The sequence below is a fragment of the Marinobacterium ramblicola genome (assembly GCF_019084545.1).
Taxonomy (GTDB): domain Bacteria; phylum Pseudomonadota; class Gammaproteobacteria; order Pseudomonadales; family Balneatricaceae; genus Marinobacterium_D; species Marinobacterium_D ramblicola.
The window spans coordinates 56,368-71,373 of the sequence record NZ_JAHREP010000009.1; the positions used below are offsets into that span (position 1 = coordinate 56,368).

Below are 15,006 nucleotides of genomic sequence, written 5' to 3' on the forward strand. Positions count from 1 at the left end.
TCACGCCATGCCCCTTCTGTGGACGACCTCGCCCAGTATCCAGGTTTGCGCGATCGCCCGGTCGTCACCCAGGGTGTTGAGCACGAACAGTGTTTCAAACAGGCTGCTGCAGCGATCGGTGCGAAACTTCAGCAAGGGGGTGGCGTGCAGATCCAGCGCGATAAGGTCCGCTTCGCAGCCGCTGCGGAAGCTGCCGATCTTATCTTCCAGATCCAGCGCCCGGGCGCCACCGAGCGTGGCCAGGTAGAGCGCACGCAAGGGGTCGAGCTTGCGCCCTCTCAGCTGCTGAATCTTGTAGGCATCGGCCAGGGTCTGCAGCATCGAAAAGCTGGTGCCGCCGCCGACATCGGTGCCGATGCCGATATTGACCCCCTGCTCCGTCAGCCGGTCCAGCTCGAACAGACCGGAACCGAGAAACAGGTTCGAGGTTGGACAGTGAGCGATGGCCGAACCGCTGTCACTGAGTCGTTTGCAGCTGTCATCACAGAGATGGATGCCGTGTGCAAATACGCTGCGCCGGGTCAGCAGCCCCGCCTGGTCATAGACGTCCAGGTAGTGCTTCGCCTGCGGGAACAGCTCTGCCACCCAGGCGCACTCCTCCGGGTTTTCGGCCAGATGGGTATGTAGATAAACGCCGGGGTGTTCACGCAACAGGCGTCCGGCCAGTTCCAGTTGCCGATCGCTGCTGGTCGGCGCGAAACGGGGCGTTACGGCATACTGCAGGCGGTCGACCCCGTGCCAGCGCTGGATCAGCGCCTTGCTGTCACGGTAGCTCTGCTCCGCCTCGTCGCGGATATAGTCGGGGGCATTGCGGTCCATCATCACCTTGCCGGCGATCATGCGCAGGTTGCGCCGCTGCGCTTCGTTGAAGAACGCATCCACTGACTCCGGGTGCACCGTACCGAACACCAGTGCGGTCGTGGTGCCGTTGCGCAGCAGTTCGTCGAGAAACACGGTGGCGATCTCGCCGGCATAGCCCGGGTCGTCGAACTTGCTCTCCACCGGAAAGGTGTAGGTTTCCAGCCACTCCAGCAGGCGCTCGCCGTAGGCGGCAATCATCTCCGTCTGCGGATAGTGGATATGGGTATCGATAAAACCCGGTACCAGCAGGTGATGTTGGTAGATTTCGATCTCGGTACCGCCAGGCAGTTGCGGCAACACCCTTTCGGCGTCATCCGCGAGTTTGATCAGCCCGTTCTCGATCCAGATGATACCGTCTGCATGGTGGACCCAGGCGTCCTCCCCCGCTGAGGCAGGATCATCGACGAAGTAGAGTAGCTGGCCGCGAAGCGCCTTATGACCGGCCATCGAGTAACCCTTGCAGGCGAAGCCGGGTGATCTTGGCCTGCTCGGTGGCGGCGATCGCCAACTCGCTGATCAGGTCGTTATCCAGCCGCTGGTTGAGCGACTCCAGTATCTCTTGTGCAGTTTTGCCGCTGGCATCAAGGATAAAGATGAAACCGAAACGGGCCTCATACTCGCGATTGGCCTCGGCCAACGCGTTCAGTACCTCGTCGCAGGCTTGAACGGCGGCCGACTGTTCAGCTGCCACCAACGCTTTGGTGTTGGCATATGAGGTGTGCAAGGTTTCCAGGTCGCCGATCCTGGCGTGCCCTTCAAACGCCTCGAGATAATCGGGCATCGACAGGGCAGACCAGATCCGCTCGGCGCTGTCATATAGCGTGTCAGGTGTGGCAAAGGGTCTTGCTGCTTCCATCCCCTCCAGCCAGCGCGTACTGACACAACACTGGCGCAGGGTATCGATACATTGCTCGGGGCTAAGCTGGTTCAACTGTTCAATTGTCATCCCGACTCCTGGTCGATAGTGGATCTGTTTCATGGTTGTCATCGGCCGTTTCAGCCTCTTCGGCCAATAGTGATTGCAGCTCCCGCCACTCGACACCGGTGCGTTTGGGGCTGTCGGCCGTTTGTGATTGATATTTCGAGATCAGCTGTGCAGAGATCGACACGGCCACCTCCATCGGTCTTTTACCGCCGACATCCTCTAGCCCCACCGGACAGATCAGCTTATCGATCTGTGCGTCGGAGAAGCCACGATGGGCCAGGCGCTGGCGAAACCGGCGTGCCTTGGTTTGCGAACCGATCACCCCCAGATAACCTATATCATCCCGCTTCAATGCAGCTTCGGTCAGTTCATAGTCGAGCTGGTGGTTGTGCGTCAGCACCAGCATCCAATGCCCCGGAGATGCCCGCTCGACCTCTTCGACCGGATCATCGCTGATGCAGACTTCAACCTGCTTGGGTATCGGCGCTGGAAACTGCGTTGCACGGTTATCGACCCAACGGATGCGCAGCGGCAGTTCAGCCAGGATCGGTATCAGGGCCTGCGCCACATGTCCGGCGCCGAACACCAGCAGTGATCGACCGCGGGCGGCAAAGTGCTCAAACAGAACAGAGACCTGACCGCCGCAGCATTGGCCCAGGCTCGCACCCAAGGGATACTGCCTGAGGCTTTGACTATCGGCGTCGGTGCAGAGCAGCTCGCGAGCATGAGCGATCGCCTGGAACTCCAGATTGCCGCCACCAATGGTATCGAAACTGTGTTCTGCGGTGACGATCATCTTGGTGCCGCTCTCCCGCGGTGTTGAGCCACGGGTGCCGATCAGTGTGACCATGACATAGGCTTCACCTCTGCGCTGCAGCTCCGCCAGAGCTTCGCCCCATCCGATCATGGCTCTCCTCCTTTTTGACTCCTTGCCTCACGGGTTCGCATTACGGCACGCAGCACCCGCTCCGGTGTTGCCGGTGTATCGAGGTCTGGGCTGATACGGTAATCCGACAGGCTCGATATGGCATCGCGCAGCGCCGACCAGACCGAGATCGCCAGCATAAACGGAGGCTCGCCCACCGCCTTGGAGTTATAGATGGTCGCTTCGGCGTTGTCGCGCTTGAACAGCGCTACCTTGAATCGGGGTGGTGTGTCGCTGATTGCGGGAATCTTGTAGTTGGCGGGGCTGTTGCTGATCAGCTGGCCCTCGGCGTTCCATTTCAGATCTTCGGTGGTCAGCCAGCCCATGCCCTGGATAAAACCGCCCTCGATCTGCCCTATATCCACGCCGGGGTTCAGGCTGCGGCCGACGTCGTGCAGGATATCGACCGCCAGTACCCGGTACTCCCCGGTCAGCGTATCGATCACCACCTCGGAGACAGCGGCGCCATTGGCAAAATAGAAGAACGGACGGCCCCTTGCATGCTCCCGGTCATACCAGATCTTCGGTGTGCGGTAGTAGCCGGTGGCCGACAGCGAAACGCGGTTCATATAAGCGAGCTGGGCCGCTTCGGCAAAGCTGATCGAATCGCTGTCGCTCCAGTACACCCGCCCCTTGTAGAACCTGACTGTGTCTATCTCCTCGCCCTTCTGTTCCGCGATGCATTGGCTGATCCGCTGCTTCAACTCTATCGCGGCGTTGCGTGCCGCCTGTCCGTTCAGATCGGTACCGCTGGAGGCGGCGGTCGGTGAGGTATTCGGTACCTTGTCGGTGCGGGTTGCGGTGACCTGGATCTGTTCCGGCGCCACCGACAATGTCTCGGCGACGATCTGCACCACCTTGGTGTGTAGCCCCTGGCCCATCTCGGTACCGCCATGATTCAGCTGGATGCTGCCATCGGTATAAATATGCAGCAATGCCCCCGCCTGGTTCAGGTGCTGCACGGTAAACGAGATACCGAACTTGACCGGAGTCAGCGCAAGCCCCCGCCTGAGCACCGGATTGGACCGGTTCCACTGACGAATCTCCTCCCGTCGCTGGCGATAATCGCTGCTTATTTCCAGCTGCTCGATCAGCTCCGGCAGCAGGTTGTGCTCGACCTGTTGGTGGTAGGGTGTAAGGTCCCGACCGGGGCCGCCATATAGGTTAAGCTTGCGCACATCCAGCGGATCCCGGCCCACGGTGCGGGCGATATCGTCCATGGCGCGTTCGATGATCATCATCCCCTGGGGCCCGCCGAAGCCGCGAAACGCGGTATGGGATACGGTATTGGTCATGCAGCGGTGTCCGTCGATACTGACCGCGGGAATGAAGTAAGCATTATCGGCGTGGAACATGGCGCGATCGACTATCGCATCGGACAGATCGGGTGAGTGTCCGCAGTTGCCGGTTACCGTGATCTCTGCGCCAAGCAGCCGGCCCAGCAGGTCAAACCCTATCCGGTAGCGATTGTAGAACGGGTGGCGTTTACCGGTCATCGGCATATCGTCGCAACGGGGCAGCCGCAGCTTGACCGCGCGTCCGCTTTTGCTGGCCAGCAATGCCGCCAGGCAGGCCCAGGGGGCGGCTTGGGTCTCCTTGCCGCCGAATCCGCCGCCCATGCGGCGCATATCGACGGTGATGCGGTTGGCCGGCACGTTCAGTACCTCGGCCACCAGCTTTTGCACCTCGCTGGGGTGCTGAGTGGAGCAGTACACCAGCATGCCGCCATCCTCGCCCGGCACCGCCAAGGTCGCCTGCCCTTCGAGGTAAAAATGTTCCTGACCGCCCAGATGCTGCTCCGCCTCCAGCTTGAGCGGTGCGTCTTCGATCTCACTGCGCGCATCGCCCCGCTGCATCCGGTGAGAGGGACGCACGAACGCCAGCTCTTTCAACGCATGTGTCACATCGAGCAGCGGCGCCTTCGCTTCGTATTCGATCACCGCATGTTTTACCGACCGTCGTGCCTGTAGCTCAGTAGTCGCCGCCACGGCAAATATCGGCTGACCGACATAACGAATCTCATCAGACGTCAACAGTGGATCGCCGGGAAACACCGGGCCGATATCGGTGTGGCCTGGTACGTCAGCCAGTTCCAGCAGATCGACAACACCCTCGCTCGCTAGGACACCGCTGAGATCGAGGGTGCGAATATGGCCACGCGCGATACTTGAGTAGCCGACCGCCGCGTACAGGCACCCTCGCGGCTCGACAATATCGTCCACATAGGTGGCTTGCCCGGAAACGTGCTTGGTTGCGCTTTCATGGGCGCGAGGCTGGCCTGTCGCCCTGTCGGTCCGTGTAGATGGATTAGGCATACTGAACCACCTCCAAGGGCTGACTTGCATAGCGTTGGTCTTGTTCCAGCACCGCTCGCAGCAGCAGGTTACGGGCTACGAGGAGACGATACTCGGCGGTTGCGCGCACGTCATCGATAGGCGAAAAGTCTTGTCCCAGCGCCTGCTGAGCCGCTTCTATGCCCCGCTCGGTAAACGGTTGCCCGATCAGTGCCTTCTCGGCGTTGAGCGCCCGGGCTGGTGTTGCCGCCATGCCGCCAAAGCCCAGTCGCGCCTCGGTTACGATGCCCTGCTCCAGTCGCAGGCTAAACGCGGCGCAGACCGCGGAGATGTCATCATCCAGGCGTTTGGAGACCTTGAATACCTTCAGCAGCTGCTCCGGCTGCAGCGGGATCTCGATCTGTTCGATAAAACCGTTCTCAGGCAGCGCCGTCTGCCGGTAACCGGTGAAGAAGTCATCGATCCCGATCACCTGGCAGCGGTTGCCGCTACGTAGATGCAGTTTGGCGCCCAAGGCCAGCAGCACCGGCGGCGTATCGCCGATTGGAGAGGCGTTGGCGACGTTGCCGGCCAGGGTGCCCTGGTTGCGGATCTGCAACGAACCGAGGCGGTCGAGCAGATGGCCGAACTCGGGATAGTGTTTCTGCAGGAAGGGTTCCAGCCGGGTGTAACTGACGGCACCGCCGACCAACAGGCTGCCCTCGGTCTCACTGATCGCATTGAGTTCGGCCACCGCACCGGTATAGATCAACACCTTAGGTTGCTCAAGTTGCTGGGTGACACTTAACGCCAGGTCAGTACCGCCGGCAACCATCTGTGCGCCGGGGTACGCCTGTAGCTGCGCGGCTAGCTCATCGCTGCTGGCGGGAACAAAGAAACGGTGATCGCCTAGCTGCAGAGAACCACTGGGGTGGTCTTCACGGATCTTGCGCAGTCTGGCACCGATAAGCGCTTCATGTGACGAGAAACCATCCTGCCCGCCGCGACCGGCCAGGCTCAGCGCGGCATCGATGATCGGCCGATAGCCGGTGCAGCGGCACAGGTTGCCGGCCAGCGCTCGCTCGATATCGCTACGCGAGGGCGAGTCGATCGACTTGTACAGCGCAAACATCGACATGATGAAGCCGGGCGTACAGAAACCGCACTGCGAGCCGTGCAGATCGACCATCGCCTGCTGCACCGGGTGCAACTGACCGCTGCTTTGCAGATGTTCCACCGTCAACAGCAGTTTGCCATGTAGAGTGCCAACGAAGGTTATGCAGCTGTTCAGCGTCGAATATCGCAGGCGCTCCCCGTCCGGCTCCGCCACGACGACAGTACAGGCGCCGCAGTCGCCCGATGCACACCCCTCTTTGGTGCCCCTGCGCACCAAGACCGTGCGCAGGTACTCCAGAATGGTCAGCTCCGGAGAACACTCATCAAGGGTGAACTCCTGTTCATTGAAAAGAAAGCGGATCATCGGGATGGTCTCGTTCCGATTGAAAAAGGGCTCAGGTATCGACTGATGAGAGCGCACTAACTACCTGTTTGTATACTAGTTTATAACTACGCCTTCAGCGCATTGCCGGTCTGCAATTGAAGTGCAGTCATTCGGTATAAAGGCCGGTATAATTCGCATCGTAAAATATTGTCCGGTTAGTCAGGTATCGCAGAACAGTGCATCAAGCCTGCCATCGCTGACCGTGCAGTGAGATGAAAAGCAGGATAGATAGCCCAACAAGAATTAATATGACCACATGGTCAGCTTTTTGCATATCGGAGAGCGCACCAACCATCCTAAGGCTAAGACAGGTTCGTGCAGGTTGAAACAGAAGAGCGGAGTCCATGGCTGAACCACATATTACCCCTCCCCGTCTGACACTGCGCGGGATCACCAAGATCTACCCGGGTTGCGTCGCCAACGATGCCATCGATCTCAATATCGAAGCGGCCGAGATCCATGCCCTGCTGGGCGAAAACGGTGCAGGCAAGAGTACGCTGATGAAGGTGATCTACGGACTGGTCAAACCCGACCACGGCGAGCTGCTGTGGGACGGTTTGCCGATCGATGTCCGTGACCCGGCTCATGCACGCAAACTGGGCATCGGTATGGTGTTCCAGCACTTTTCCCTGTTCGAAACGCTGACCGTCACTGAAAACATCGCGCTTGCGCTGGGTGAGGATGCCGGTGACCTGCCCGCACTGGCCGAGAGGATCCGTGAAGTGTCAGAGAAGTATGGCATGGCGCTAAACCCGGACCGCGAAGTGCACAGCCTGTCGGTTGGCGAGCGCCAGCGCGTCGAGATCGTGCGCTGCCTGGTACAACCGATCAAGCTGCTGATCCTCGACGAGCCCACTTCGGTACTGACCCCGCAGGAGGTGGGAACGCTGTTCGTGACCCTGCGTCAGTTGGCCGAAGAGGGCTGCTCCATCCTCTTTATCAGCCATAAGCTCAATGAGGTACGGGCTCTGTGTCACCGCGCCACCATTCTGCGTTCCGGGCGCGTGTCCGGCGAGTGCATCCCCACCGAGGAGAGCTCGGAGAGCCTGGCCCGGATGATGGTGGGCGATGATACGCCGATCAGCACCGACTACCCCAAGGTACAGGGGCGAGAGCCCTTCCTTCAGGTCAGAGGCCTGACCCGACTCAGCGAGGATCCATTCGGCGTCGACCTGCAGTCGATCAGTTTCGATGTCCAGGCCGGTGAGATCCTCGGCATCGCCGGAGTCGCCGGTAATGGCCAGGAGGAGCTGCTCGGCGCACTGAGCGGCGAAGACGAGATCGAAAACCACGATGCGATCCACTTCCCGCACGGCGCGGTAGGCCAGCTGTCGCCGCGCCAGCGACGCGCTGCCGGCATGGCCTTCGTGCCCGAGGAGCGGTTGGGCCGCGGTGCCGTGCCGGATATGAGCCTGAAGGATAACGCCCTGCTCACCGGTTTTTTGACCGGGCTGGTCAAGCGCGGTCTGATCGCCCACGGCAAGACTCGAGACTTTGCCGAGCAGATTATCGAGCGCTACCGGGTCAAGACACCGGGCACGGAAACCCACGCTGCCAGTCTCTCGGGCGGCAACCTGCAAAAATTCATTATCGGCCGGGAGATCATGCAGCAACCCAAGCTGCTGATCGCGGCCCATCCGACCTGGGGCGTGGATATCGGCGCGGCGACGGCGATTCACAAAGCGCTGATCGAGCTGCGCGATCAGGGTGCTGCGATTCTGGTGGTGTCCGAGGATATCGACGAGCTGTTTCAGATCTCCGACCGTATCGGTGCGCTCTGTCACGGCCGCCTGTCGCCGATCAAAGCCACGCCGCAAACCAGTATCACCGAGGTGGGGCGCTGGATGGCCGGCGATTTCGGAGAGTCGATGACGCCAGCCGAAACCGCTAGTGCCTGATGTGCAGCCAAGAGGATAAACAATGATCAAACTGGAACCCCGCGGCCAGCACTCCAAGCTAATGGCCTGGCTATCGCCGGTTCTCGCCGGTGTACTGACACTGGTCAGCGGCGCCACTCTATTCGCCCTGCTCGGCCAGGATCCGATCGAGGCCCTGCATACGCTGCTGATCCTGCCGGTCGCCGACCTGTACGGTGTGTCCGAACTGTTCGTCAAGGCGGCGCCGATCCTGCTCTGTGCTATCGGTCTGTCGGTGGTGTTCAAGGCCAAGGTGTGGAATATCGGTGCCGAAGGTCAACTGCTGATGGGTGGACTGATCGGCAGCGCCTGTGCACTGCAACTGATCGACGCCGAGGGTGGCTGGGTGCTGCCTGTAGTACTGCTCAGCGGTATGTTCGGCGGCGCGCTGTGGGCGGCGTTGGCCGCTTGGCTGAAAACCCACTTCAACGCCAATGAGATCCTGACCACGATCATGCTCAACTACATTGCGCTGAATCTGCTGATCTGGGCGGTGCATGGTCCGTTGAAGGACCCCGAGGGGTTCAACTTCCCGGAATCGGCTATGTTCTCCGATTCTGCGCTGCTGCCGACCCTGATCGAAGGCACCCGTGTCCATTACGGCATGCTGTTCGCTCTGCTTGCGCTGGTGGCGGTATGGGTCCTGCTCAGCCGCTCCTTTCTCGGCTTCCAGATCAAGGTGCTGGGGCTGGATGCACGGGCTGCACGCCTGGCGGGCTTCCGCGAAAAACGCCTGACCTGGATCGCGCTGCTGATCAGCGGTGCGCTGGCGGGGCTGGCCGGTGTCGGCGAAGTCACCGGCCCGCTCGGGCAACTGGTACCGCAGATCTCTCCGGGCTACGGTTACGCCGCCATCATCGTCGCCTTTCTCGGTCGCCTGCATCCGGTCGGTATCCTGCTCGCGGGTTTGCTGATGGCGCTGATCTACATGGGCGGCGAGATGGCCCAGATCAACCTCGGTCTGCCGATCGCACTGACCGGTCTGTTTCAGGGCATGCTGCTGTTCTACCTGCTCGCCTGCGACGTACTGATCAACTTCCGTATCCGCATTCCAGCGCTGGCAAAGCCTGTCGCTGAAACCATCGCCATCCAAGAGGAGACTGCTCGCTGATGGATATCGATCTGCTTTCCAATATTCTCTATGCGATGGTCCGTACCGGAACGCCCCTGCTACTGGTCGCGCTCGGTGAACTGGTCTGCGAAAAGAGCGGCGTACTTAATCTGGGTCAGGAGGGTATGCTGCTGATGGGCGCCGTGGTCGGCTTCGTGGCGGCCCTGTTAAGCGGCAGCCTGATAATCGGTTTCCTGCTGGCGATCCTTGCCGGCGTCTCCATGTCCCTGCTGTTCGGCCTGATCGCGCTGGGGTTCAGTGCCAACCAGGTCGCCACGGGCCTGGCACTGACCATCTTCGGCACGGGTCTGTCCGCGTTTATTGGCAGTGAGTTTGTCGGCAAGCCGATCGACGGCCTCGATCCATTCGCTCTGCCGCTGCTCAGCGAGATCCCGCTGATCGGCAAGATGCTGTTTGCCCAGGACCTGGTGGTTTACCTGTCGTTCGCGCTGTTTTTTGCGGTGTACTGGTTCTTCCGCTCGTCACGAGCCGGCTTGGTGGTCAAGGCGGTGGGTGAAAATCCGCATGCTGCCAACGCCATCGGTCTGCCGGTGATGCGTACCCGCTACTTCGCGGTGATGTTCGGCGGCGCCATGGCGGGCCTTGCCGGTGGCTATCTGTCGATCGCCTATACTCCCCTGTGGGCCGAAAATATGAGCGCCGGACGCGGCTGGATTGCACTGGCACTGGTGGTGTTTGCCAGCTGGAAGGTGGAACGGGTGCTGCTCGGCGCCTGGCTGTTCGGCCTCGCCAGCATCCTCCATCTGGTGTTCCAGGGGCTGGGCTTCTCCATCTCCTCCAACCTGCTGGCCACCCTGCCCTATGCCGCGACGATCCTGGTACTGGTGCTGCTGTCGCGCAACCAGGTCCGGGCTAGGCTGCTGGCGCCGATCTCCCTAGGCAAGCCGTTCCATGCCAACAGTTGATCTAAATCCCAACAGTCGGGATATCGCACATATGTTAGTGGCATTATTTGACCAACTGGTTAGTATTTGCCGTTTTTACCTGCAAGGAGATTCAAGATGAGCCATCCCTATCAGATGGATTTCCCCGTTTCCTGGGACGAGCTGCATCGTAACGCTCGGGCACTGTCTCTACGCCTGCTCGACAAGGGGCCCTGGAAAGGGATCATCGCCATCACTCGTGGCGGCCTGGTTCCGGCGGCGATCCTGGCCCGCGAAATGGATATCCGCCTGATCGATACCGTTTGTGTCACCAGCTACGGCAAAAGTGATGAGGCCGGCACTGAGGCGAGTCAGGGCGAGTTGAACGTGCTCAAATCGGTGGAGGGCGACGGCGAGGGTATGCTGCTGGTCGATGATCTGGTGGATACCGGCAAAACAGCCAAGTACGTGCGTGAAATGCTGCCCAAGGCGCACTTTGCCACACTGTACGCCAAACCGGCCGGCAAGCCGCTGGTGGACACCTTTATCACCGAAGTCAGCCAGGACACCTGGATCCGCTTCCCCTGGGATATGGCCTATACCTTCGCCACGCCTTTGGCTGATCGCGAAAAGTAGACACTGTAAACACCTTCCAAAACCGCTCGATGGTAGATAGCTCAACGCAAAGGAGATCGCTGCATGAAACGTCGTCAATTCAACAAGCTGCTGACCGGCATCGCCGCAGGCATAGGATTGGGTACAGCACTGCTCAGCGGGCAGGTAGCCGCTGAAGAGCCGCTCAAGGTCGGATTCGTCTATGTCGGCCCGATCGGGGATCACGGTTGGTCCTACCAGCACGACCAGGGCCGCCTGGCGGTGGAGAAGCATTTCGGCGATAAGGTGAAAACCACTTACGTCGAGAACGTACCCGAGGGTGCCGATGCCGAGCGTGTAATCCGCAACCTGGCCCAGAGCGGTCACGAGCTGATCTTCACCACCTCTTTCGGTTTTATGAACCCGACGGTCAAGGTGGCCAAGCAGTATCCCAAGGTCAAGTTCGAACACGCCACCGGTTACAAGCTGAGCAAGAACCTGGCGACCTACATAGGCAAAACCTATGAAGGGCGTTACGTGGCCGGCTATGTGGCCTCGCAGATGACCAAGAGCAACAAGATCGGCTATATCGCCTCCTTCCCGATTCCGGAAGTGGTCCGCGACATCAACGCGGTGCAGATGGCGCTGAACAAGTACAACCCGGATGCGGAACTCAAGATCATCTGGGTCAACAGCTGGTTCGATCCGGGTAAAGAGGCAGACGCCGCCAATGCGATGATGGACCAGGGTGTGGATGTGATTCTGCAGCACACCGACAGCCCGGCTGCGATGCAGGCAGCAGAGCGTCGCGGCAAGTTTGCCGTTGGACAGGCATCCGACATGTCGAGCTTCGGACCTAAAGCTCACCTGCTCTCGGTGATCGATGATTGGGCTCCTCACTATATTGCCGAAACCCAGAAGGTGATGGATGGAAGCTGGGAAAGCTCGGCAATGGTTGAAGGGATGGCAGAAGGCGCGATTGTGATCCCGTCATTCAATGAGGCGATCCCGGCCGACGTTTCCGCAAAAGCCCAGGAGTTGATCGCCGGTATCAAGGATGGCACCGTTCATCCCTTTGCCGGCCCTATCAATAACCAGGCGGGTGAACTGAAGGTGGCCGAGGGTGAGGTGCTGAGCTGGGAGGAGCTGGAGAAAATGAACTGGTATGTCGAGGGTGTAAACGGCGAACTGCCTAAGTAACAAGCCGGCCGATAACCTGTTTAGAAAACTATAGAGGGCTGCCTGGTGCAGCCCTCCTCTATTCCGCGACGGGCATGACTTTTAACGATTGCGCTATTGAAAACCCCAAAACAGAAACTCTATTGTTGCTATTGATAGTGATTCGCATTACGATGATCATGCTTTGACAGGCTTCGCCGGAAACAGGTGTCCCAACTTCCTGCATTCCGGTTATCACGGCATTACAGCCTGCCCGATGGGGCAGGCTTTTTTTAACTTGCAGATGTTGCCTGGTACGTTCCGGGAAGATAGTTGTCCGTGAATCGGCAGGCGGGTAGAGGCTTGGAAAAATAGTAGCCTTGTCCCATCTGGCAGCGCATCCCTTTCAGAATTTCCATCTGTTGCGAAGTCTCGATACCTTCGCAAATAACCCTGAGGTTCAGTGATCGACTCATGGTAATGATTGCGGTGACCAGGGCTCGGTGAGTCTTGTTGCTCTCAATATCCGTTACGAAGGATCGGTCGATCTTCAGGATATCCAGCGGGAACTTCTGCAGGTAGCTGAGAGAGGAGTAGCCGGTGCCGAAGTCATCGATGGACAACAAACAACCGAGCCGCTTCAGCCTGTTCATGACCTCGAGCGTATGATCCGTGTGATGCATCAGCATCGACTCGGTAATCTCCAGGATCAGGTATCCCGGTCTGATGCGGTAGCGGCTTAGCAGCGTTTCAAGCGTACGCACAAAACGGTAGTCCTGTAACTGCTTGCCTGACACGTTGATCGACAGGTAGATTGCGCTGGCATGCTCCCGGTGCCAAATGCTCAGTTGGCGCAACCCCTCTTCAAGCACCCATTCACCAAGCGGCACGATCAGCCCGGTCTCCTCGGCGACGTCAATAAACTCACCTGGCGCCAGAAGCCCCATCTCGGGATGTCTAAGCCGTACCAGCGCCTCGGCGCCTACGACCATCTGATGTCCCATCGACACTACGGGCTGATAATGGAGCTCGAAATACCCTTCAGCCAGGGACTCGCGCAGCATCGACTCGGTATTCACCCGATGCAGGGTGCGCTGCTCATCTTCGGGAACGAAGATGCAGGCACGTCCCCGCCCTTCCGATTTGGCACGGTACATTGCAAGATCCGCGCTCTTGAGCAGCATATCGGGGGTACAGCCCTCGCCGCGATTGATCGCGATACCCACCGATGCCGAGATATGCATGGTGCACTGATCGATGAGGAACGAGCCCTCAAGCTCCTTGATAAGCTGCAGCGCAAGCTGGGTCAGCGACTCTTCGTCGGTATTGCCATGAACCAGAACCGCGAACTCGTCACCACCGAGCCGCGCCACGAAATCGCCCCCCGGCAATGAGGCCTGAATCCGCTTGCCTGCGGCGGTGAGCAGCTTGTCTCCGGTATGATGGCCGTGGGTGTCGTTGACATACTTGAATCGATCCAGATCGACGAACAGCAGCGCCAGCCCCTCGTCACGAATCTCGTCGACAGATAGCTGCTCATCCAGCAGCAGTTTGAAGAAATGGCGGTTCGGTAGCCCGGTCAGCGCATCGAAGTTGGCCTGCCGTTCGATGGTGCTCAGCGCCTCGTCCAGGCTGGTGATATCGGTCATCACGCCGAGCGCGCCCAAGCCATCCGGACGTGGAGTCGCGTCGATGCGCATGGAGTGGATTTCACCCTTGGCATTGATGATCTTGAGGTAAGCCTGCGCGGTCTGACGTGTCGAGATCTCCACGAGAAGCTGATCGATGCGCGGCCTTTCGCTGGCTTCACATAGCAGCGACCTCAACGGCTGACCGATTATGCTGTCATTCGCATAGCCCAAATGGCTGAGAAAGTGCTCGCTGACACTCTCGATAACCCCTGTAGGCGAGAGGCTGAACAGGAGTGCCGGCGTCTGGTTATACAGGTGGCGATAACGGCTTTCGCTCTCTTTTAGTGAGCGGTGCTTTTTGTCGACCTCTTCAAGCAGTTCGTTGTATGCCTTGATGATAATACCGAATTCGTCGTTGGGTAGCCGGTTGCTCACCCGCACAAACTCACCACTTTCACGGGAGCGGCGAATAGAGTTCAACAGGTTCTGCAGCGGGCGATTGACCACCCGCATCTGAAAAATCAGCAGCGACAGGACGATGGTGACGATGATCAGGAACAGGGTTAACAGACTATCTTTAATACGCCCATGCTGCTGCTGATAGAAACTCTCGGCACTGACCTCAGCCACCAGCCAACCTGCTTCGGTATCTGCGTTCTGCGTTTGGATCGGCACGACGATCCGGCTTTCTACCTGCACCTGGCCATACTTTTCCGATTCACTACTGGCGATGGAATGCACATCGGCATCAAGGACCTCCACCCTCAAAACATCGGGATCTTTCCTGATCAGTTCAAGCAGGCCAAGCACTTGACGGCCATCGTCACTCATCACGGGAGTGGACAACAGATCTGCATAGGTTTGCAGAGAGCTAAATCGATCGTCGAGCTGGTAGCGAAACGCGTCACGCGCTGTGTAATTGCTATACAGGAAGCTCGCACCCAGGGCGAGAACGATACAGCCGATCAGGAGTAGCGACAGCTTGCTGTGAGCAGAGTGATAGCGCTGAAGTCTAGGAGGATTAACCGCCATCGTCGGCCCTCCCCACAGCAGGAAGACTCCGACTCATCACACATCCAGATGTAACAGAATAGTGGCAATACTGACCACTAAGGTCCTGTTTTGACGGCAGAACTCCAGCTAAAAGCGGAGCTTTGAGCAGCATAAAGTCGGATCCCGTGTTTTTATATTTTTGTAATCCGTGGGCATCCTGCCAGCCACTCGTGC

General features: G+C 59.1%; 11 protein-coding genes. 5 read left to right on the forward strand and 6 right to left on the reverse strand.

The genetic code is table 11. From position 1 onward, the window contains the following. Genes guaD through xdhA form a run of 5 tightly spaced genes read right to left on the reverse strand, consistent with a single transcriptional unit; the run spans position 1 to position 6,464 of the window. Positions 1 to 1,308, reverse strand: coding sequence for a guanine deaminase (gene guaD / locus KQ940_RS08605; RefSeq protein WP_217413051.1), 1,308 nt, complete (start codon positions 1,306 to 1,308; stop codon positions 1 to 3). Next, a complete protein-coding gene (uraD, locus tag KQ940_RS08610) occupies positions 1,295 to 1,807 on the reverse strand; it encodes a 2-oxo-4-hydroxy-4-carboxy-5-ureidoimidazoline decarboxylase (protein WP_217413052.1) in 513 nt (170 codons plus the stop codon). Before uraD ends, guaD begins: the two co-directional genes overlap by 14 nt. Further along, positions 1,797 to 2,693, reverse strand: coding sequence for a xanthine dehydrogenase accessory protein XdhC (gene xdhC, locus KQ940_RS08615; protein ID WP_217413053.1), 897 nt, complete (start codon positions 2,691 to 2,693; stop codon positions 1,797 to 1,799). The genes uraD and xdhC overlap by 11 nt, the downstream gene beginning before the upstream one ends. Beyond that, positions 2,690 to 5,026, reverse strand: coding sequence for a xanthine dehydrogenase molybdopterin binding subunit (xdhB, locus tag KQ940_RS08620; protein ID WP_246589902.1), 2,337 nt, complete (start codon positions 5,024 to 5,026; stop codon positions 2,690 to 2,692). Before xdhB ends, xdhC begins: the two co-directional genes overlap by 4 nt. Further along, entirely contained in the window at positions 5,019 to 6,464 is a 1,446-nt protein-coding gene (gene xdhA / locus KQ940_RS08625; protein ID WP_217413055.1) for a xanthine dehydrogenase small subunit, read from the reverse strand. Before xdhA ends, xdhB begins: the two co-directional genes overlap by 8 nt. Positions 6,465 to 6,829: 365 nt before the next feature. On the opposite strand from xdhA, the gene KQ940_RS08630 reads away from it, so the two are divergent. The 5 genes from KQ940_RS08630 (at position 6,830) to KQ940_RS08650 (ending at position 12,190) form a co-directional block, all read left to right on the forward strand. After that, positions 6,830 to 8,383, forward strand: a complete 1,554-nt coding sequence (locus tag KQ940_RS08630) for an ABC transporter ATP-binding protein (protein ID WP_217413056.1) — start codon at positions 6,830 to 6,832, stop codon at positions 8,381 to 8,383. A 22-nt stretch (positions 8,384 to 8,405) separates the two neighbouring features. After that, positions 8,406 to 9,512 (forward strand): ABC transporter permease, encoded by a 1,107-nt coding sequence (locus tag KQ940_RS08635; protein ID WP_217413058.1) that lies wholly within the window; start codon positions 8,406 to 8,408, stop codon positions 9,510 to 9,512. Then, positions 9,512 to 10,438, forward strand: coding sequence for an ABC transporter permease (locus tag KQ940_RS08640; RefSeq protein WP_217413059.1), 927 nt, complete (start codon positions 9,512 to 9,514; stop codon positions 10,436 to 10,438). The genes KQ940_RS08635 and KQ940_RS08640 overlap by 1 nt, the downstream gene beginning before the upstream one ends. Before the next feature lie 96 nt (positions 10,439 to 10,534). Continuing rightward, positions 10,535 to 11,032, forward strand: coding sequence for a xanthine phosphoribosyltransferase (gene gpt, locus KQ940_RS08645; RefSeq protein ID WP_217413060.1), 498 nt, complete (start codon positions 10,535 to 10,537; stop codon positions 11,030 to 11,032). Positions 11,033 to 11,095: 63 nt separating this feature from the next. Next, on the forward strand, positions 11,096 to 12,190 hold the full coding sequence (locus tag KQ940_RS08650) for a BMP family ABC transporter substrate-binding protein (protein ID WP_217413061.1): 1,095 nt from the start codon (positions 11,096 to 11,098) through the stop codon (positions 12,188 to 12,190). A 251-nt stretch (positions 12,191 to 12,441) separates the two neighbouring features. On the opposite strand, the gene KQ940_RS08655 is transcribed toward KQ940_RS08650, so the two are convergent. Further along, positions 12,442 to 14,811, reverse strand: a complete 2,370-nt coding sequence (locus KQ940_RS08655) for a putative bifunctional diguanylate cyclase/phosphodiesterase (RefSeq protein WP_217413062.1) — start codon at positions 14,809 to 14,811, stop codon at positions 12,442 to 12,444. Between the last annotated feature and the right edge of the window lie 195 nt (positions 14,812 to 15,006).